The 18,834-nt window shown below is 65.4% G+C and carries 17 protein-coding genes; 12 read left to right on the top strand and 5 right to left on the bottom strand.

The window, feature by feature from the left end:
• Nucleotides 1-79: 79 nt before the first annotated feature.
• Nucleotides 80-2,539, bottom strand: coding sequence for a DUF1266 domain-containing protein (locus tag IEI94_RS07905; protein WP_191166762.1), 2,460 nt, complete (start codon nt 2,537-2,539; stop codon nt 80-82).
• Between the two features lie 178 nt (nt 2,540-2,717).
• On the opposite strand from IEI94_RS07905, the gene IEI94_RS07900 reads away from it, so the two are divergent.
• The 5 genes from IEI94_RS07900 to IEI94_RS07880 all read left to right on the top strand — a co-directional run bounded on the left by IEI94_RS07900 (nt 2,718) and on the right by IEI94_RS07880 (nt 9,125).
• On the top strand, nt 2,718-4,169 hold the full coding sequence (locus IEI94_RS07900; protein ID WP_191166761.1) for an NAD-dependent succinate-semialdehyde dehydrogenase: 1,452 nt from the start codon (nt 2,718-2,720) through the stop codon (nt 4,167-4,169).
• Between the two features lie 33 nt (nt 4,170-4,202).
• Entirely contained in the window at nt 4,203-5,501 is a 1,299-nt protein-coding gene (gene gabT, locus IEI94_RS07895; RefSeq protein WP_191166760.1) for a 4-aminobutyrate--2-oxoglutarate transaminase, read from the top strand.
• Between the two features lie 183 nt (nt 5,502-5,684).
• Entirely contained in the window at nt 5,685-6,950 is a 1,266-nt protein-coding gene (locus IEI94_RS07890; protein WP_224749997.1) for a methyl-accepting chemotaxis protein, read from the top strand.
• A gap of 78 nt (nt 6,951-7,028) precedes the next feature.
• Entirely contained in the window at nt 7,029-7,631 is a 603-nt protein-coding gene (locus IEI94_RS07885) for a hypothetical protein (RefSeq protein WP_191166759.1), read from the top strand.
• Between the two features lie 78 nt (nt 7,632-7,709).
• The gene (locus IEI94_RS07880) at nt 7,710-9,125 is read left to right on the top strand and encodes an amidase (RefSeq protein ID WP_318153377.1); all 1,416 of its coding nucleotides are present in this window, start codon (nt 7,710-7,712) and stop codon (nt 9,123-9,125) included.
• Between the two features lie 51 nt (nt 9,126-9,176).
• Here IEI94_RS07880 and IEI94_RS07875 read toward each other — a convergent pair whose 3' ends face one another.
• Together IEI94_RS07875 and IEI94_RS07870 are read right to left on the bottom strand one after the other, a co-directional pair.
• On the bottom strand, nt 9,177-9,419 hold the full coding sequence (locus IEI94_RS07875; RefSeq protein WP_095619737.1) for a GlsB/YeaQ/YmgE family stress response membrane protein: 243 nt from the start codon (nt 9,417-9,419) through the stop codon (nt 9,177-9,179).
• 60 nt (nt 9,420-9,479) lie between these two features.
• Nucleotides 9,480-10,022 (bottom strand): DUF924 family protein, encoded by a 543-nt coding sequence (locus IEI94_RS07870; protein ID WP_191166920.1) that lies wholly within the window; start codon nt 10,020-10,022, stop codon nt 9,480-9,482.
• Between the two features lie 109 nt (nt 10,023-10,131).
• Between IEI94_RS07870 and IEI94_RS07865 the strand changes: the two genes are divergently transcribed.
• The 7 genes from IEI94_RS07865 (at nt 10,132) to IEI94_RS07835 (ending at nt 17,376) form a co-directional block, all read left to right on the top strand.
• Nucleotides 10,132-10,317 carry a hypothetical protein gene (locus IEI94_RS07865; RefSeq protein WP_191166758.1) on the top strand — a complete coding sequence of 62 codons (186 nt, stop codon included), beginning with the start codon at nt 10,132-10,134 and terminating at the stop codon, nt 10,315-10,317.
• 174 nt (nt 10,318-10,491) lie between these two features.
• Entirely contained in the window at nt 10,492-12,090 is a 1,599-nt protein-coding gene (locus tag IEI94_RS07860; RefSeq protein ID WP_191166757.1) for a solute:sodium symporter family transporter, read from the top strand.
• A gap of 152 nt (nt 12,091-12,242) precedes the next feature.
• Complete coding sequence (locus IEI94_RS07855) at nt 12,243-13,217, top strand: GlxA family transcriptional regulator (protein WP_191166756.1); 975 nt, start codon at nt 12,243-12,245, stop codon at nt 13,215-13,217.
• A gap of 21 nt (nt 13,218-13,238) precedes the next feature.
• Nucleotides 13,239-14,417 carry an MFS transporter gene (locus IEI94_RS07850; protein ID WP_191166755.1) on the top strand — a complete coding sequence of 393 codons (1,179 nt, stop codon included), beginning with the start codon at nt 13,239-13,241 and terminating at the stop codon, nt 14,415-14,417.
• A 23-nt stretch (nt 14,418-14,440) separates the two neighbouring features.
• Entirely contained in the window at nt 14,441-15,838 is a 1,398-nt protein-coding gene (locus tag IEI94_RS07845; RefSeq protein WP_191166754.1) for a YcjX family protein, read from the top strand.
• Nucleotides 15,835-16,857: a TIGR01620 family protein gene (locus IEI94_RS07840; protein WP_191166753.1), complete on the top strand. Its 1,023-nt coding sequence runs from the start codon at nt 15,835-15,837 to the stop codon at nt 16,855-16,857. The genes IEI94_RS07845 and IEI94_RS07840 overlap by 4 nt, the downstream gene beginning before the upstream one ends.
• A 78-nt stretch (nt 16,858-16,935) precedes the next feature.
• Entirely contained in the window at nt 16,936-17,376 is a 441-nt protein-coding gene (locus tag IEI94_RS07835) for a universal stress protein (RefSeq protein WP_191166752.1), read from the top strand.
• Nucleotides 17,377-17,380: 4 nt separating this feature from the next.
• Here the strand turns inward: IEI94_RS07835 and IEI94_RS07830 are convergent, their stop codons facing one another.
• Both IEI94_RS07830 and IEI94_RS07825 read right to left on the bottom strand, forming a co-directional pair.
• Nucleotides 17,381-17,926, bottom strand: a complete 546-nt coding sequence (locus tag IEI94_RS07830) for an NUDIX hydrolase (RefSeq protein WP_191166751.1) — start codon at nt 17,924-17,926, stop codon at nt 17,381-17,383.
• 74 nt (nt 17,927-18,000) lie between these two features.
• The gene (locus IEI94_RS07825) at nt 18,001-18,801 is read right to left on the bottom strand and encodes an HAD family hydrolase (RefSeq protein ID WP_191166750.1); all 801 of its coding nucleotides are present in this window, start codon (nt 18,799-18,801) and stop codon (nt 18,001-18,003) included.
• Between the last annotated feature and the right edge of the window lie 33 nt (nt 18,802-18,834).

The raw sequence follows: 18,834 nt of genomic DNA, 5'->3' as shown, positions 1-18,834 counted from the left end.
AACGTAACGTTTCGTTAAGGAGGCGCTACATACGTCAGCAAACGTGCTGTCCGAGTGCAGCCCTTTTGTAGACGTCCTCTTAATGGAGGGTGCGCGCATCTCCCGGCAGCGTATCAATATGCATCGGCGCCCAGTGGCGCGGACGCGCACCGGGGAAGTCGAGGCTCGCCCAGGACCCGGCCAGCGGCGGCGCGCCAGTCAGCCAAGCGACCAGCGCCTCGCGAAAGCTGGCCAGAAAGGCCGCGCGCTCCTCGGTCTCACCCATGAAGAACGAGAAGCCGGCATACAGGCCACGCGCATAGGCCGACCAACCGCCGTAATGCTCGGCGGCCAGCCGCGTGGCGCGCTCCAGTGCCGCGGCGAAGGCCGCCTCGTCGAGCCAGTTCAGCTGACGCGCGGCTATCGCCAGATCCACCGCCTGGGCAATATCCCAGGCCGTCATGTCGATGTCGTTGCAGCCATCTTCATTGTCACGCACACGCGCGAGCCGCAGCAGGTGGTTGCGGTCCTCTTCCCCGCAGTCTCCGGACTCCAGGGTGGCGATTTCGGAGGCCAGCCGTGCGCCATTGAGGGTATAGGGCGCATAGTTGATCTGGTACTCCTGGCGATCGCCTGAGCCGAGCAGGAAGTCCAGAAACTCGGCCACACCCTCTGCGCTATGCAGGCCATAGTGACTATCGAGCCATTCGCGGATCGCCTCGCACTCACGCGGACTCTCGGGGAGCGGTTCGCTCCAGGCGCTGGTATTGAGAGGGCCGACCAGGGCCAGCGCAGTGAAGCGCGGCAGACTGGGGCGATCGCCGGGCTCTTGCCAGGCTCCCGGCGCCCAGTCGAGCCAATGAAAGGGACTGCCTGGGTCATCGCGGTGCCAGCAGATCTCGTGACTCAGCAGCGGCCCCTCGCCGTCGGGCAGCACGCTCTCCCAGGCGGCCCAGGCCGACAGCAAGCGTCGCGCATCGGGATAGAAGCGGCACAGCACCCCGCGCAGCGACTCGGCCTGATCGGCCAGCGCTGCGGCATCGAACTCCTCACTGTCCATCACCATCTGCAGGTAGAACGCGTACTTTTCGGCCATATGGATGGTGGCGGCATGACGGCTACAGCCGGCCAGGGCATTGCGCTGGGCCAGCGCTGCGGCCGGCGGCTCACCGAACGGCGTGCGAGTCTTGGGCAGCGCCCCGTGGCTGGCATCGGCGGCCAGTTGATTGAGATGATGCGCCTGGGCCGGCAGCCAGTAGCGGCGCAGGCCGTCGGCGCCGTCGTCGGGGAACAGACCCAGGGTGTCACGCAAATAGCCGCGAGCGTCATCGCGACGTGCCGCGCTCAGCGGCGCGGCGACGCCCTGGCGGTAGAGCAGATCCGGCTCGCGGATCGAGGCCAGCGCCAGCACCCAGTGGCGCGGCTCGCTGCGCCAGGCGCGCATCGCCGCCCGACTGCGCTCGCGCAGGGGGTCTTCCAGCAGACCTGCCAAGGGCTCGCGCCAGGGACTGGCCGGCGATTGCAGCAACAGGTGCCAATCGCGGTCGGCCTCGCCGGTAAGATCGCGGGCCTCGAACAGGCTGCGACCGCGCTGATAGGCGTTGACCAGTGCCATCCAGTCGCTATAGCGCCGCGTCAGCAGATCCAGGGCGTGGCCGGCAAAGTCCTCGGCCTCCTCCTGGCTGAGCCACTCCATACACCAGCCGGCGTACGCCAGCTCGACCAGTCGCAGCCAGTCCCAGGCCGCCCACTCGAGCGGCTCGCCGCGGGCCACAAAGGTCAACAGCACGTGTCCATAGGGCTCGGCGCCCTGCAGTCCGGCGAGCCACGCCTGGCGCTCGCCGCTGTCCAGCTCGAGCAGACGGCTGGCGTCGAGGTCCCAGCCGTAGCGGTCTCCCTGGCCGGCCAGCCACAACAGCAGCCGGATCAGTTCGTCACGGCTGTGAACCTGCCACACCTCGTCAAGCCAGGCGCCGACATCCGGCCAGTCGAGCCCCGGACTCGGTGGTAGCGCCAGGGTCGGAGCGAAGGCTGCCCGCAGTCGCCACACCGACTCTCCCGGCGCACTGGGCCACAGAGGCGCCAGTGACTCGCGGTGCGCCAGACGCGCAGCAAGCATCTCCCAGGTCACGCCATCGCCATCCTGCTCGAGGCGTGCCAGTGCCTCACAGGCCTCGAAGAAACCGTCATCGCCGCGTACCCAGCCCTCACCACTGCGAACGCTGAGCAGCGCCTTGAGCCAGTCATCGAGATCTCGGTAGTGGCCACAGATCTCTTCCCCCAGCCGCTTGACCCAGACGCCAGCCTGATCAGCAGGCAGCCAGCCCGCCGCCACGGCCAGCGCCAGCAGTTCCAAGGCATCGAGCTGGCATAGCGCGTTGGGCGCGCCCGGAGGCAATGCTTCAAGCAGTCGCCAGCCCAGCTCACTGCGCTCTTCTACCCCGAGGTAGACCAGTCGTTCGGCGGCCAGCTCTGCCGATACCGCTGTCGGATCGGGCTCGAAGGCCCAACCGCACAGCACCAGTTGTTGAGCCCACCAGGCATTCAGGGGATCGACCAAGACTCACCTCGACATGACAAAAGACGGCAATGCATCAACCGGCGCCTAGTGTAGCCGAAAGCGAACAACGCGCCGATGGTTGAGCGTCAAACAGACCGCCTCCTCCGCCAGTCGTTTTATATATTGCACACTTCGTCAATTATGATGACAATCAGGCCATCTACCCTCAGGAGGCAGCATGCCCATACCTTCACTTCCCGATCTGATGATCGACAAGGCTTACATCGCCGGCACCTGGCGCGACAGCGACCAGCGCTTCGCGGTGATCAACCCGGCCAACGGCGAGACCCTGGCCGAGGTGCCCGACCTCGATGCCGATGCCGCGCGAGACGCCGTGGCCGCCGCCGAGGCGGCCTGGCCGGCATGGCGCAAGACGCCAGCCAAGCAGCGCAGCGCGCTGCTCCGCGACTGGTTCGAGGCGATCATGGCGCACCAGGAGGATCTGGCGCGCCTGATGACACTGGAGCAGGGCAAGCCGCTGGCCGAGTCCCGCGGCGAAGTCGCCTACGGCGCCGCCTTTATCGAGTTCTATGCAGAGCAGGCCAAGCGCATGGCTGGCGAGACGTTGCCCAGCCACGGCGCCGACAAGCGCCTGCTGGTGCTGCGCGAACCGATCGGCGTGGTCGCCGCCATCACACCGTGGAACTTCCCGCTGGCGATGATCACCCGCAAGTGCGCCCCTGCACTGGCCGCCGGCTGCCCGGTGGTGATCAAACCCGCCGAAGCCACTCCGCTGACCGCCCTGGCCCTGGCCCGGCTGGCCGAGCAGGTCGGCTTCCCCGACGGTCTGCTCAACGTGGTGACCGCCAGCCGCCCGGCCGCCATCGGCGAAGTACTGACCACCGACCCGCGGGTGCGCAAGGTATCGTTTACCGGCTCCACGCCGGTGGGCAAGCTGCTCCTCGCGCAGTGTGCCGGCACGGTCAAGAAGGCCTCCATGGAGCTCGGCGGTAACGCCCCCTTTATCGTCTTCGACGACGCCGACCTCGATGCCGCGGTGGAGGGCGCCATCGCCTCCAAGTTTCGCAACGCCGGTCAGACCTGCGTGTGCACCAATCGCTTCCTGGTTCAGGATGGCGTCTACGATGCCTTTCTCGAGAAACTCGCCGCCCGGGTGGCCACTCTGGAGGTCGGCAACGGCCTCGATGAGGGCGTCGTACAGGGCCCGCTGATCAACGCCGCTGCCGTCGAGAAGGTGCAGTCGCATATCCACGACGCCCTGGCGAAGGGCGGTCGACTGATATGCGGCGGTGAGCCCCATGCCCTGGGCGGCACCTTCTTCCAGCCCACGGTGATCGCCGATGTGACCGCCGAGATGCGTGTGGCGCGTGAGGAGACCTTCGGGCCGCTGGCACCGATCTTCCGCTTTACCAGCGACGAGCAGGCCATTGCCATGGCCAACGACACCGAGTTCGGCCTCGCCGCCTACTTCTATGCACGCGACTACCGACGCATCTGGCATGTGATGGAAGGCCTCGAATATGGCATGGTAGCGGTCAATGAAGGACTGCTTTCCACCGAACTTGCGCCCTTCGGCGGCGTCAAGGAATCAGGCTTGGGCCGTGAAGGGTCGCACCACGGCCTGGACGACTTTACTGAGCTAAAGTATGTGTGTATCGGCGGCCTGTGAGCACCCACCACCGTCTACCCAAGGAGTGACATGATGAACAACGCCCAACTCAACGAACTCAAGCAACGCTACGTGGCCAACGGCGCCGCCAGCCCCGCTACGGCCTTCGCCGACCGCGCCGAGAATGCGCTGGTGTGGGACGCCGACGGCAACCGCATCATCGACTTCGCCGGCGGCATCGGCGTGCTCAATATCGGCCATCGCCACCCCAAGGTGGTCGAAGCGGTCAAGGCCCAGCTCGACAAGGTGATGCACACCTGTCAGACCGTGATGCCCTATGAGGGCTATGTGAAGGTGGCCGAGAAACTCAGCCAGATCACCCCGGTACGCGGCCACGCCAAGGTAATGCTGGCCAACTCCGGCGCCGAGGCGCTGGAGAACGCCGTCAAGGTGGCACGCGCCGCCACCGGCAAGAACAACGTGATCTGCTTCGACGGCGGTTACCACGGCCGCACCTTCATGACCATGGCCATGAACGGCAAGGTCGCGCCCTATCAGACAGACTTTGGCAGCATGCCGGGCAACGTCTTCCGCGCCCCCTTCCCGGTGCCCTATCACGGGGTCAGCGAAGACGAGGCGCTGCGCGGTCTGAAGATGGTCCTCAAGACCGACGCCAACCCCAAGGATACCGCCGCCATCGTGCTCGAGCCGGTGCTTGGCGAAGGCGGCTTCTATCCGGCGCCGGCCAGCTTCCTCAAGGCGATCCGCGAGATCTGCGACGAGCACGGCATTCTGATGATCATCGACGAAGTGCAGTCAGGGTTCGGGCGCACCGGCAAGATGTTCGCCATCGAGCATAGCGGCGTCGAACCGGACATCATGACCATGGCCAAGAGCATGGCCGACGGCATGCCGATCTCCGCGGTCGTGGGTACCGATAAGGTGATGGACGCCTCAGGCGGCAACTCGCTGGGCGGTACCTATACCGGCAGCCCGGTCTCCTGCGCCGCGACCCTGGCGGTGCTCGAGGTGTTCGAGCAGGAAGACATTCTCGGCAAGAGCAACGCCCTGGGCGACAAGCTGGCCAAGCGCTTCGCCACCTGGCAGCAGGACTTCGACTGCATCGACAACGCCCGCAACATGGGCGCCATGGCAGCCTTCGACCTGGTCTCCGACAAGGCCAACCACACTCCGGATGCCGAGCTGGCCGCGGCGCTGTGCAAGAAGGCCCGCGACAATGGCCTGATCCTGCTCTCCTGCGGCATGTACGGCAACACCATCCGCTTCCTGATGCCGGTGACCATCGAAGACGAGATCCTCGAAGAGGGGCTGGCGATCATCGAATCCTGCCTCAAGGAGCTGGTCGGCCAGAAGGCCGCTGCCACTGCCTGATCCAGGTCCAAGCCAGTAAGCTGCATGCCCGGTGGCAATCCACCGGGCTTTTTACTGTATACATTAGAACTTATCGACATAAAGCCCGCCAGTTTCATGCTTTTTTGTAAGCTATTTCCTAAAGCTCCCCCCTACCTGTCGATAATACAACTATTACTTTCGATCATATTGAGGTTGGTACCCATGTCCTGGCTCAAGCACCGCACCAGCTCGCAGAGTATCGCTGCCCTCAAGAGCAGCATGGCCTACATCGAGTTTTCGCCACAAGGGGACATCCGCTACGCCAATGATCTTTTTCTTCAAGCCGTGGCTTATACCTTCAATGAAATAACCGGCAAGCATCACCAGATTTTCTGCACCGAAGAGACAAGGAACAGCCAAGAGTATCAGCGATTTTGGCGCGAACTATACTTGGGGAAACAGCAAGCAGGTACCTTTGAGCGGCTCGACAAGCATGGCAATAGCGTGTGGCTGGAAGCAACCTATCTGCCGGTCATGTCAGGCTTTGGAAAAGTCACCAAAGTCATCAAGATTGCCACTGACATAACCCAGAAGCACCATGCATCACGATTACAGAAAGCAGTGCTTGACGCACTGGATAACTCCATGGCGATTATCGAATTTACACCGCAAGGAGAGGTCCTCAAAGCCAATAAGAACTTCCTGGACACCGTGGACTACACGCATGAGGAAATTGTTGGCCAACATCATCGTCTGTTCTGTAGCGAGGCGTTTTATCAGCAAAACCCGAACTTCTGGGACGACCTCAGTGACGGCAAACTCAGCGCCGGCCAGTTTGAGCGTTTCACCTCCAGCGGCCGTCGGATCTGGCTGGAGGCGACTTACAACCCCATTCTGGATGGCCAGGGCAGGGTTGAGAGGATCATCAAGTTCGCCACAGACATCACTGCAAGGGTAGAGAAAGACGAGGCGGCACGACAGGCCGTTGAGGCGGCCAGCAGCGTGGCCACTCAGACAGAACAGATAGCCATCAGTGGCCTGGAAAAACTGGGCGAGGCGGTCACCCACTCTCAGCAAGCCAACAGCGGCATTGGCAGCCTTGCGGCCCTTATCAGCACCCTCAACGAAAAGTCCAACAGTATCAACCAGATTACAGGGACCATTTCCCGGATTGCTGAACAGACCAACTTGCTATCACTCAATGCCGCTATCGAGGCTGCGCGGGCCGGCGAACATGGTAAAGGGTTCTCGGTGGTGGCTAGCGAAGTGCGCCAGCTAGCAAGACAGGCTGGAGAAGCCGCCAGCAACATATCACTGGTACTGAATGAAAATACCTCCCTAACACAGGCAGCGTCAGACAAGATGACGACTGCTTCGAGCCTGAGCAATGAAACACAGCAAGCACTTGCCGATATTTCATCAGTGGTCAGCGAAATGTTGGAAGGCGCCAGGCAGGTATCTCGAGCGGTTGATGGCCTCTCGCGCTAACCAGCTTCTGCCTCGCACAGCAGAGCGGAATAGTGATAAGTTTCATGCCATCACGGCCAATGGTTGATCATACTTAGCATGCTAAGGACGCTGTCACTACTGCGCTCCCTGCGCAGTGCCCACCATTCGCTGGAGGACACACGCGCCACCGTTCAGCGCGCCTGCGACTATCGCTGGCTGCGCGATGCCATGGCCGGTTGCCATGTCGCCGGGTCGTCGCGGCCGCTGGCGGATGGTACCCCCTGTATCGCCCTCACCCAGCTGTTTACAGCCACAGCCGGGCGGCTCCGCGGCGGCAACTGGCCGGCTGACGCAGAGGCTCGAGAGCGCTGTCGGGTCGAGGCTGCCCACGCCTGCCGCGCCGCCGGCGCACCGGCCTATCGCACCCTGGAGAGCCTCTCCCAGGGGCTGGTTCACGGCGGTATGTCGGTACTCAAGGACGCCGCCCGCCTTGATTACCTGACTCAACAGCAGGCGTTATGGTTGCACTGGCGCCGCCCCGATCGCCTCGAACAGACACTGGCCAAGCTAGCTGGCCAGCGGCTCGGGCAGGCACCCCAGGGCGTCTTCGTGCTCGAGTTGAGAGTGCCCGGAGGTAACGCCCAGGGCGCGCCCGGCGGAGACTGGCTCGACCAGCAGCTGGACCGCTATCGCAAGCTGTTGCCGGCCCGCCGCCGCTGACCCCTTGTCGGATACGCCGGGACTCTCCTAGTCTGGTAGCGACGCATGATGCGACGCAACCCGCACAAGGAGAGACGTGTGAAGGATACCGATCTCGGCGTGCTAGACGCCGTACAGCTCGTTGAGCGCTACCGACGCGGCGACTGCTCGCCTCTCGAAGCGACCCGCGCCGCGCTGGCACGCATCGACCGCTTCAACCCCGAGGTCAACGCCTATGTCCACGTCGACCACGAGGGCGCCGAGGAGGCCGCCCGGGCCTCGGCGCGGCGCTGGGGCAAGGGCGAGCCCTTGAGCTCCATCGACGGCGTACCGGTGTCACTGAAAGACCTCACCGAGGTGGTCGGCATGCCCTCCCGGCAGGGCTCTCTGACCACCAGCGATGCACCCCGGGAGCGCGACTCGCCACCGGCCCGCCAATTGCGCGAGGCCGGTGCGATCCTGCTCGGCAAGACCAATACGCCGGAATTTGGCTGGAAGGCGGTGACCGACAACCGGGTCCATGGTGCCACCCGCAATCCCTGGGATACCCGGCTGACGCCGGGAGGCTCCTCCGGCGGGGCAGCGGTTGCCGCAGCGCTGAATATGGGCGTACTGCATCAGGGCGGCGACTCCGGTGGCTCGATCCGCATTCCGGCCGCCTTCACCGGTACCTTCGGCTTCAAGCCGTCGTTCGGCTGGGTACCGCAGTGGCCCCCCTCCCGGGAGCCGACGCTCTCGCACCTTGGCCCGATGACCCGCAGCGTGCGCGATGCTGCCATGATGCTCAATGTGATCGGTCACTATGACTACCGCGACCCTTACGCCATCCGCGGCCAACCCGATGACTGGGGCAGCGATATTGGCCAGGGCCTCAAGGGGCTGCGGATTGCCTACTCCGCCGACCTCGGCTACGCCAGGGTCGACAAGCAGATAGCACAGCGCGTCAAGGAAGCCGCCGACAAGCTGGCCGACCTCGGCGCCGAGATCGTCGAGGTGGATCCGGGGTTCGCCTCGCCCCTGGAAACCTTCCAGACGCTATGGTTTACCGCCTCACTAGACATGTACCTGCAGCTGAGCGATACCCAGCGTGGACAGCTCGACCCGGGGCTGGTGTCAACTGCCCTGCGCGCCGAGTCGCTATCGGCGGTGGACATGTTTCGAGCGTTGAGCGAGCGGGCGCGTCTGACCCAGCGACTGGAGCACTTCAATCGCGACTATCACCTGCTAATGACCCCCACGGTCGCCGTCGAGCCATTCGCCGTCGATCATGAGGTCCCCCCGGGCAGTGGCATGCAGGACTGGACGGAGTGGGCGCCCTTCTCGTACCCGTTCAATCTCAGCCAACAGCCGGCGGCATCGGTACCCTGCGGCGTCACCGACAAGGGCCTGCCGGTGGCCTTCCAGCTCGCCGGTGGCAAGTTCGATGACGTGCGCGTACTGCGTGCCTGCCACGCCTTTATGGAGGCTCACCCGCCGCGCTTCCCCGCCATGCCTGACTCGACTCGGCAGGCCTGAACGCACACCGCCCGGCATCGCCGGGCGGTGATAACCATTGCTTGAGAAAACTCAGCCGCTGCGCACTTTCGAAATTACCCACAGCAGCAGCACCGCCCCCACCGTCGCCGTGACCAGCGAGCCGATGAAACCACCGGACTGCAGTCCCAGCAGGCTGAACAGGAAGCCGCCGATTACCGCCCCGACGATCCCCACGCCGATATTACCGAGGATGCCAAAGCCACCGCCGCGCATGATGTTGCCGGCAATCCACCCCGCCAAGCCACCAATGATCAACCACAGAATCAATCCCATCGTGTGTCTCCTTCGTCCATTGAACCGTCTCGCATGCAGCCCTCCGCGGCGGCTAGAAGCTCAAAATGACGAGCCCGGCTGCTCCAGGAAGGCCAGCTCCTCCGCAGTGGATTCGCGCCCCAGTATGGCATTGCGATGGGGGTAGCGGCCAAATCTGGCAATGATATCGCGATGGCGATGTTCGAATCCCAGGTTCTCCTCGAGGCCGGGCTGATCGAACAGCCGCAGCGCCTCGTCGTGGACCTTGAGCGACTCGCTGTGCATATAGGGCATGTACAGGAAGGCGCGCCAGGCGACGTCGAGATGGCGATCGCGTCGCTGAGCCACCGCCTCCTGAGCCAGCACCAGGGCCATGCCGTCGTTGGCAAAAGCCGCCGGGCTATCGCGGTGCACATTGCGCGAAAACTGGTCGAGCACGATGATCTCGGCAAGCCGACCGCGCGCCGAGAGGCGCCACTCCCACAGCTCGCCGCGCCCCGCCGCCGCATGCACCTCAGCGAAACGCCGGGCGATGACGGCGTCAAGCGCAGCATCCTTGTGGAACCACTGCGTGGGCGTCAGCTCATCGAACCAGAACGCCAGTACTTCATCTGCGTCATCCATGCCATCTCCCGTCATCATCAGCGCGCCGCTGCAGCCGCGCAGTGCAATTGCTATCATCTGAGCCCACCGCTCACCGCGGGTTCCCCATAGCCTACGCCAAGGAGTTTCGATGGCCACCCAGGAACTGCTGGAAATGTCGCTATTCGCCTTCAATCTGGTCGGCCTGGTGGTGTGCCTGATCGGCCTCACTCTGGCGCGACGCCGACAGCGTCGCGTGCTTGGCTACAGCATCGCGGTGCTCGGTTTCGTGATCGCCGCGGCCCCCATGCTGAGCCAATTATTCGGTACTTTCTGAGCCGCTCCGGGCCTTAAGTTTGTAAACTTACCAACATATAGACCATAAGTTCGACCAAAGACGTATATATGAATCGTGTCATCCAATTAAAATCACCACACACTAAATGTCTCACATTTTCCGTCGGCGCCAGACGCCGTAACACTCACGCCAAACCACAAGGTTGAACCCGTCATGCATGCCCTCACCTTGGCGTCCTTCCTGTTCTTTACCGGTCTGGTCGCTTTCGTTACCTGGCGCATCACACGCCGCGATGACCACAAGAGCACCAGCGGCTACTTCCTCGCCGGCCGCACACTGACCTTCCCGCTGATCGCCGGCTCGCTGTTGATGACCAACCTCTCCACCGAGCAGATGGTGGGGCTCAACGGCGCCGCCTTCAGCGACGGCCTCAGCGTCATGGCCTGGGAAGTGGTCGCGGTGATCGCGTTGGTAGCGCTGGCGCTGTTCTTCCTGCCGCGTTTCCTGCGCAGCGGTATCGCCACCCTGCCGCAGCTGCTGTCGATCCGCTTCGATGCCGGCACTCAGCTGATCACCAATGTCATCTTCCTGATCGCCTACGCAGTGATCCTGCTGCCGATCATCCTCTACTCCGGCGCCATGGGCCTGCAGGGCATGCTCGACCTGCAGGGCCTCACCGGTATTCAGTCCCCCACTCTCCTGCTGTGGCTGACGGTGTGGATCGTCGGCATCATCGGCGCCATCTACGCCCTGTTCGGCGGGCTGCGCACCGTTGCCGTATCCGACACCCTCAACGGCGTGGGTCTGCTGATCGGCGGCTTCGTGATCGTCTACTTCGGTCTGCAGGCGGTCAGCGGCGGCGACGGCATCTTCGAGGGCTGGAGCATCCTCAAGGAGAGCGACCCCGAGAAGCTCAACTCGATCGGCGGTTCCGACCAGCAGGTACCCTTCTTCACGCTGTTCACCGGGGTATTCCTGATCAACCTCTTCTACTGGACCACCAACCAGCAGATCATCCAGCGCACCTTCGCCGCCAAGAACCTCGCCGAAGGCCAGAAGGGCGTGCTGCTCACCGGCTTCTTCAAGCTGCTCGGCCCGCTCTACCTGGTACTGCCCGGCATCATCGCCTACCACCTCTACGCTGAGCAGGGGGTGCGCGCCGACGAGGCCTATGGCCACCTGGTATTCAACGTGCTGCCGCCCTACCTTACCGGCTTCTTCGCCGCGGTGATGGTCGGCGCCATCCTGTCGTCGTTCAACTCGGCGCTCAACAGCACCACCACCATCTTCAGCCTGGGCATCTACAAGGGCGTGCTTAACAAGGACGCCAGCGAGGAGCAGGTAGTCAAGTCGGGCAAGGTATTCGGCTGGATCATGGCCTTCGCCACCATGATCATCGCTCCGCTGCTGGCCGGCCAGGAGAGCCTGTTCGGCTACCTGCAGCGCATGAACGCCATCTACTTCATCCCCATCCTGGCGGTGGTGATCGTCGGCCTGCTGACCAAGCGGGTGCCGCCCATGGCGGCCAAGATCGCCCTGGTCGGCGGCTGCCTGCTGATCGCCGCCGGCTACTTCGTGCCGCCCTTCAACCAGTTGCCGGTGGTGATGCACGAGTTCCACTTCGTGGCCAGCGTGTTCGTGCTGCTGGTGGTCGTGATGCTGGTGATCGGCAAGCTGCGCCCTCGCGAGACCGACTGGGTCCATGAGCACAGCGGCGACGTCGACCTGACGCCTTGGAAGGGCGCCGTACCCACCGGCATCGTGCTGATCGTGCTGGTGGTGATCATGTACGCCGCCTTCGCCGGGGTCTGAGCCACCCACGACGCGCCCTCCCTATGACGCAGCCCCGCCTCGGCGGGGCTGCGGCGTTTCAGGGCAAGATGTCCTAATCGGTGGGCATATGGTCCTTGCCGACATTCTCACCAACACCGACACTGCAGGAGTCCCGTCGCCGGAGAGAGATCGTGACCCGCCGCATCGCCCTGCTCGCCTACCCCGACTGCCAGCTGCTCGACGTCAGCGGCCCCTGGCAGGTCTTCGCCAGTGCCAACGAGATCAGCGCATCGCCGCTCTATCAGCTGCATCTGGTCGCCCCCGCGCCGGGGCTGGTCATGACCAATGGCGGCCTGGCGCTGGATGCGCCCCATGGCTATCAGCAACTGAGCGCGCTGATGCCCCTCGATACCCTGCTGGTGGCCGGTGGCCGGGGCGTCATGCAGCAGCGCGAGGATCTCGACCTGCTGGCCACGCTGCAGGCCCTGGCCCCGCAGCTGCGGCGCCTGGGGTCGATCTGCTCCGGCGCCTTCCTGCTCGCCGCGGCCGGGCTGCTCGACGGCCATCGTGCCACCACCCACTGGCGTCACGCCGCGCGCCTGGCCGAGCGCTACCCCAGGATACGGGTGGCGGCCGATGCCCTCTATTTCGAGAGCGAAGGGCGCTATACCAGTGCCGGTGTCACCGCCGGCATCGACCTCGCCCTGTCGCTGCTGGAAGCCGACCATGGCGCCGCCCTGGCCGGCCGGGTGGCCCGCGAGCTGGTGATGTTCCTGCACCGCCCCGGCGGCCAATCCCAGTTCAGTGAGGCGCTGCGCCATCCCCAGGAGAGCGGTCCGCTACGCGCCCTGCTCGACCGCCTGCATGACGATCCCGGCGGCGATCACGATATCGAGAGCATGGCCGCGCAGATGGCGGTATCGCCACGCCACCTGACCCGCCTGTTTCGTCGCTATCTGGATACCAGCCCCGGGGCCTACCTGACCCGGCTGCGCCTCGAGCGGGCACGCATGGCACTCCTCGACAGCCGCCAGTTGACCCCGCTATCGCGTCTCGCCGAGCGCTGGCGGCTAGGCAGCGCCGAGCAGCTGCGCCGCCAGTTTCAGCGCCACTACGGCGTGTCACCTTCCGTCTACCGCCAGCGCTTCGCCACCAGCGCCGCCTAACCTCTATCGGAGAACCTCACCATGCCCATTACCGTCACCCTGCTGTCGCTGTGCCAGGCGCTACTGGTCAGCGGCAATATCCTGCTGATTGCGGTATCGCCGCTGATCGGCGCCAGCCTGGCGCCCAGTGCCAACTGGTCCACTGCGCCGGTGGCCACCCAGTGGCTGGGGCTGATGTGCGCCACCATCCCGGCCTCGCTGATCATGGCCAGGCTGGGCCGCAAGCGCGGCTTCGTGCTGGGCAACCTGCTGGGTCTGGTGGGCGTGGTAGTGGCGATACAGGCGCTGCGCGGCCAGCACTTCGCGCTGTTTCTGCTTGCCACCTGGCTGATCGGTATCGGTATCGGCTTCGGTCAGCTGTATCGCTTCGCCGCGGTGGAGGCCGCCCCGGCAGCGCTGCGTGACCGTGCCATCGGCCTGGTGATGGGCGGTGGCGTGCTGGCGGCCTTCTTCGGCCCGTGGCTGGCCCGGATCAGCCGCGAGCTCGGCGAGGTGCCCTTCCTGGGCAGTTTCGTCGGGCTCGGCGCCCTCTATCTGGTGGCCCTGCTGATCCTCGCCATAACACGCCTGCCGCCGGCGACCCGCACCCACGGCGAGGGCACGCCGCGGCCGCTGGGCGAGATCCTGCGCCAGCCGACATTTGTCGTCGCGGTCAGCGCCGCGCTGATCGGCTACGGAGTGATGAACCTGGCCATGACCGCCACGCCACTGGCGATGGCCAGCGTCGGACACCACTTCGACCACGTAGCGGCGACTATCCAGTGGCACGTGGTGGCAATGTTCCTGCCCTCGTTCTTCACCGGTCATCTGACCGCCCGTTTCGGCGCCAGGCCCATGATCGTCGCCGGCTGCGTGCTGCTGGTGGCCAGCGCCCTGGCCGCCCAGGTCGAGGCCGGGGTGATGGGCTTTCACACTGCTCTGGTACTGCTGGGGCTGGGCTGGAACTTCACCTTCCTGCCCGCCACCGGGCTGCTCACCGAGACCTATCGGCCGGTGGAGAAGGCCCGCACCCAGGCCGCCAACGAGTTCCTGGTGTTCTCCACCGTGGCGCTCACCGCGCTACTCGCCGGTCCGCTGGTCAGCCAGCTCGGTTGGGCCACCCTCAACGCGCTGCTGATTCCGCTGGCGCTGCTGCCGATCGCGCTCCTGACATGGCAACGACTTGCCAAGGCGCCTGCCCGCCCGCACATTAGTGACTGAATTCACACCACGAGTCGTCCTGCATGCCGCAACCCCTGGCACGCGAACTGGGTAATCTCATCGAACGCGGTCGCGACCGCCAGCTGCGGCTGGCGGTCACCGGCCTGTCGCGGGCCGGCAAGACCGCGTTTCTCACCTCGCTGGTCCATCAGCTGCGTCACGCCGGCCTCGAGGCGCGCCTCGACCTGCTGCCGGCGGCCCGCGACGGCCGCCTGCTCGGCGCCAGCCGGGTCAGTCAGCGCGACATCGGCGTGCCGCGCTTCCCCTACGACCAGGCGTTGGCGGCGCTCAGCGAGACCCCGCCGCGCTGGCCCGATCCGACCCGCGGCATCAGCGAGCTGCGCCTGGTGATTCGCTACCGCCCGGCCAAGCGTGGCCTGCTCGGCGGCGAGACCCGCGAGCTGACCCTTGATCTGTTCGACTACCCCGGGGAGTGGCTGCTCGACCTGCCGCTGCTCGACCACGACTACCTGAGCTGGAGCGAGACCCAGGACAGCCGCCAGACCAAAGGCGGCGCACGGCATGCCATGTTCGCCGAGTGGCGCCGCGCGGTCGCCACCCTGGCCCCCGACGATGACGCTGACGAAGCGCAGCTGGCGACGATTGCCGAGCACTTCGCGGCGGGTTTGCGCCGTGCCCGCGAAGCCGGTTTTGCCGACCTGCAGCCGGGACGCTTCCTGCTCCCCGGCGAGCTCGACGGCGCGCCGGTGCTGCAGTTCTTCCCGCTACCTGGCCTGGCCAGCGACCAGCGCAAGACACTCGAGGCACTGCCCGAGAATAGCGTCTATCGCACTCTGGCAGCGCGCTATGCCCACTACCGCCAGTACATCGTCAAACCCTTCTATCAGCAGCACTTCCGGCGCTTCGACCGGCAGATCGTGCTGGTCGACGTGCTTGGCGCCCTCAACGCCGGCCCCGAGCGCTTCGACGATCTGTCCCGCGCCCTGGGCACGCTGATGCAGAGTTTCGCCTACGGCAAGCGCAGCCTGCTCGCGCGGCTGTTCGCGCCACGCATCGACCGCCTGGCCATTGCCGCCACCAAGGCCGACCACGTCACCCCGGAGCAGCACGGCCGGCTGGTCAGCCTGCTCGAGGCACTGCTCGCCGAGCCGCTCAAGGACCTGCGCTTCGCCGATGTGCCGGTGCGTGCCCTGTCACTGGCGTCGATCCGCGCCACCCACTCGCGGGAGGTCGAGCAGCGCGGCAAGCGCAGCCCGGCGCTGGCCGGCACCACCCTCGTCGGTGACGAGGTGCTGCTGTTCCCCGGCGAGGTGCCATCACGCCTGCCGGATGCTGGCTTCTGGGAGCGGCAGGGCTTCGACTTCCCCGCCTTCCGGCCGCTGCCCCACGACGCCGGCGCGCTGCCCCACATCCGTCTGGATGCGGCCCTCGACTGGCTGATCGGAGACAAGCTGCAATGAACGATCCCCGACCGGGCCAGCACTTCGCCCCCGATGAGCCGCCGCCGACCAGCAACGATCCGCGCCCGGCACAGGCCTTCGACCCGGCCACCGCCAGCCGTGACTGGCAGCCCGAGGCTGAGCCGGAGGCGCCCGGCGAAGCGGCACTGGTGGCCGGCCTGGCACGCCCTCGCCGGCGCCGCTGGGGACTGCTGACGCTGCTTGGCGGCGCCCTCGGCCTCGGTGCCGTGGAGGCCGGCCAGACCCTGTATGCGGCGAGCCTCGGCGGCGACTGGCTGGCCGGCGCCTGGAGCCTGCTGCTGCTGCTGGCGCTGGGCCTGGGTGGCAGCGCCCTGCTGCGCGAGCTGTGGCGCCTCAGGCGACTGCGACGCCACGGCCGCCTGCGCGAGGCCCTCGCCGAGCTCGATCAGAGCAGTCCGCGCCAGGCACTTGCACTCGCCGACCAGCTGCGCCGCCAGTTGGGACTCGACGATGACCACCCCCACTGGCAGGGCTTTGTCAGCGCCCACCAGCCGCATCACGACGGCGCCGAGACCCGCGCCCTGCTGGCTCACCATCTGCTCGCGCCCCGCGACCGCGAAGCCCGGCGGCTGATCTCACGCATGTCGGGGGATACCGCAGTACTGGTGGCGGTCAGCCCGCTGACGCTGGTCGACATGGCGCTGGTGGCGTGGCGCAACCTGGCGCTGATCGACCGCCTGGCAAGGCTTTATGGGCTGGAGCTCGGCTATGCCAGCCGTTTGCGGCTGTTCCGTGCGGTGCTCTACAACATGGCCTTCGTCGGCGCCACTGAGCTGGCCAGCGAAGCGAGCATGGAGATCCTGTCGATGAACCTCGCCGGACGGCTGTCGACCCGCGCCGGCCAGGGGCTCGGCGTGGGTCTGCTGAGCGCCAGGCTGGGGCTGCGCACCGCACGCCTGACCCGGCCGCTGGCGTTCGATGCCGACGAGGCGCCGCGGATGAAGGATCTGCGCGGTGAGGTGTGGCAGCGGCTACGCCGCCTCGAGGAGAAACCCTGAGCGTTGCTTGATCGGGATCAAGGCATCATCAGCGCGATCGGCTAGGCTGTGGGGGAATACCCCTGACGGAGAAACGCCATGTTCAAATCGATCCTTATCGCCGTGGACGGCTCGGAGCACGCCAAGAAGGCGCTCGAGGTGGCCTGCCAGTTGGTCTCCAAGGAGGATGCCACCCTGCATATCCTGCATATCCCCGAGGCGCTGTCCCATGAGACCACACTGGTGTGGGGGATCGGCGCCATCGCCATCGAGTCCTCCCGCGAGGTGCTCGAGGAGGCTGGCAAGTCGGTGATCGAGCGCGCCAGCGAGGCCGCACGCAGCATGGGCGCGAGCCACGTCGAGACGCACCTGAGCAAGGGTGATCCGGCGCGCAATATCCTGCGCCACGCCGAGAAGCTCGGCGTCGAGGCCATCGTGCTCGGCAGCCGCGGCCTGGGTGATTTCGCCGGTCTGATGATGGGCAGCGTGTCGCACAAGGTCACCAACAGCGCCAAATGCAGCGTGATCACGGTACGCTGAGTCGTCAGCTATCGACCGGCGCGGCGACGAGCTCGCGTGATACGCGCTCCAGCATCAGCGTTTCTCGCCGGATCGATAGCCCCATGCTGGCTTCCTTGGCCGCCATCACCGACAGGTTGTGGGCGATAGCCTCATGGATATTGACCCAGCGCGGCAGCATGCCATTGGCGACTTCATAGCCCTCGGGCCGAGCCTCCCCCAGGGCGCGCTCGGCGCGACAGTGATAGAAGTACGAGGCCATATGCATGATGTCGTACTCGGGCTTGTAGTGCGGTCGAAATTCCTCCACCCAGCCGAACGGCGCCAGCATCTCGATGCCCTGGGCGCCGGTCTCCTCGGCCAGTTCACGGTGCAGGCCGTCGAGCAGTTCCTCACCCTCATCGACACCTCCTCCGGGAAAGCTGAAATCGTTATAGCGGCGAGTATAGAGCAGCAGGATCTCTTCACCGTCGAGCACGATACCGCGCGCCGCACGGCGTCGGAGAACGCGCTTGGCGGGTACGTCCAAGGTGGTCAGATCCGGGTGAATGATACGCTCGATTCGCTGCATGCCTGGCTCCGGTCAATCAAGAAACGCGGACACTACCCAGCTTCCTGGCGCTTATCAACAGCAAACCGCATGAGCTAGGCGAGCGAGAAGTAGTCCTGCAGGCGCCTGGCTACCGCGATCTCGGCGTGATGGCCAATGACACTGGCACCTGGCACCCGCCCCGGCAGCTCGGGGTGGGCGTTGGCCATCACGTGGGCCTCGCCGGCCACCGCCAGCATCTCGCTGTCGTTGAGGTTATCGCCGAAGGCCAGGCACGCCTCGGGGGCGATCTGCAAGCGCTCGAGAAGCGCGGTCAGCGCCCGTCCCTTGTTGACCCCGCCGGCCATTATCTCCAGCGAATTGGCCATCGAGTAGGTGACGTGTAGCTGCTTACCCAGGCGTCCGACGATGCCGGCTTCGAGCTCGGCGAGATGCTCGGGATCGCCGATATAGAGCACCTTGCCCACTCCTTGCCCATCGAGCAGCGCCGGGTCCACGACCCGGTAACCGAAACCGGTATGGGCGTGCAGCGCCAGCAGCTCCGGCGCTGGGGCGTCGATCAGCCACTCATCGTCTTGATAGAGGTTGAGCCGTACGCCGGCAGGCCGCGCCTGGGCAATCAGCTCTCGGGCGTGCTCCGCCGCCAGATGGCGGGCATGCAGCAGCTGATCGTCCGGGGCGTGCAGATAGGCGCCGTTGGTACTGATCAGATGCACCGGCACGCCCAAGCGCTCACGGAACGCCAGCATATCGCGGTAATGGCGCCCCGACGCAAAAGCCAGATGATGCCCCTGCGCGGCCAGTGCGCGGAGCGTGGCGATAGTATCGGGATGTAGATCATGGTCGGCGCCCAGCAGGGTACCGTCGAGATCGGAAACGATCAGATGGGGCAGCATTCGGCGTCCTCGAATGGAATCGTGTCACCCCGA

This window comes from Halomonas sp. ML-15, from assembly GCF_014779595.1.
In the GTDB taxonomy this organism is placed as follows: Bacteria; Pseudomonadota; Gammaproteobacteria; order Pseudomonadales; family Halomonadaceae; genus Franzmannia.
This window is presented reverse-complemented; position numbering and strand designations above follow the sequence as displayed.

What these genes read in the sequence shown, in the direction of transcription:
- IEI94_RS07900 (WP_191166761.1), top strand. Translation starts at nt 2,718, where the DNA reads ATGCCCATACCTTCACTTCCCGATCTGATGATCGACAAGGCTTACATC.
- gabT (WP_191166760.1), top strand. Translation starts at nt 4,203, where the DNA reads ATGAACAACGCCCAACTCAACGAACTCAAGCAACGCTACGTGGCCAAC.
- IEI94_RS07890 (WP_224749997.1), top strand. Translation starts at nt 5,685, where the DNA reads ATGTCCTGGCTCAAGCACCGCACCAGCTCGCAGAGTATCGCTGCCCTC.
- IEI94_RS07885 (WP_191166759.1), top strand. Translation starts at nt 7,029, where the DNA reads ATGCTAAGGACGCTGTCACTACTGCGCTCCCTGCGCAGTGCCCACCAT.
- IEI94_RS07875 (WP_095619737.1), bottom strand. Translation starts at nt 9,419, where the DNA reads ATGGGATTGATTCTGTGGTTGATCATTGGTGGCTTGGCGGGGTGGATT.
- IEI94_RS07870 (WP_191166920.1), bottom strand. Translation starts at nt 10,022, where the DNA reads ATGGATGACGCAGATGAAGTACTGGCGTTCTGGTTCGATGAGCTGACG.
- IEI94_RS07865 (WP_191166758.1), top strand. Translation starts at nt 10,132, where the DNA reads ATGGCCACCCAGGAACTGCTGGAAATGTCGCTATTCGCCTTCAATCTG.
- IEI94_RS07860 (WP_191166757.1), top strand. Translation starts at nt 10,492, where the DNA reads ATGCATGCCCTCACCTTGGCGTCCTTCCTGTTCTTTACCGGTCTGGTC.
- IEI94_RS07850 (WP_191166755.1), top strand. Translation starts at nt 13,239, where the DNA reads ATGCCCATTACCGTCACCCTGCTGTCGCTGTGCCAGGCGCTACTGGTC.
- IEI94_RS07845 (WP_191166754.1), top strand. Translation starts at nt 14,441, where the DNA reads ATGCCGCAACCCCTGGCACGCGAACTGGGTAATCTCATCGAACGCGGT.
- IEI94_RS07840 (WP_191166753.1), top strand. Translation starts at nt 15,835, where the DNA reads ATGAACGATCCCCGACCGGGCCAGCACTTCGCCCCCGATGAGCCGCCG.
- IEI94_RS07835 (WP_191166752.1), top strand. Translation starts at nt 16,936, where the DNA reads ATGTTCAAATCGATCCTTATCGCCGTGGACGGCTCGGAGCACGCCAAG.
- IEI94_RS07830 (WP_191166751.1), bottom strand. Translation starts at nt 17,926, where the DNA reads ATGCAGCGAATCGAGCGTATCATTCACCCGGATCTGACCACCTTGGAC.
- IEI94_RS07825 (WP_191166750.1), bottom strand. Translation starts at nt 18,801, where the DNA reads ATGCTGCCCCATCTGATCGTTTCCGATCTCGACGGTACCCTGCTGGGC.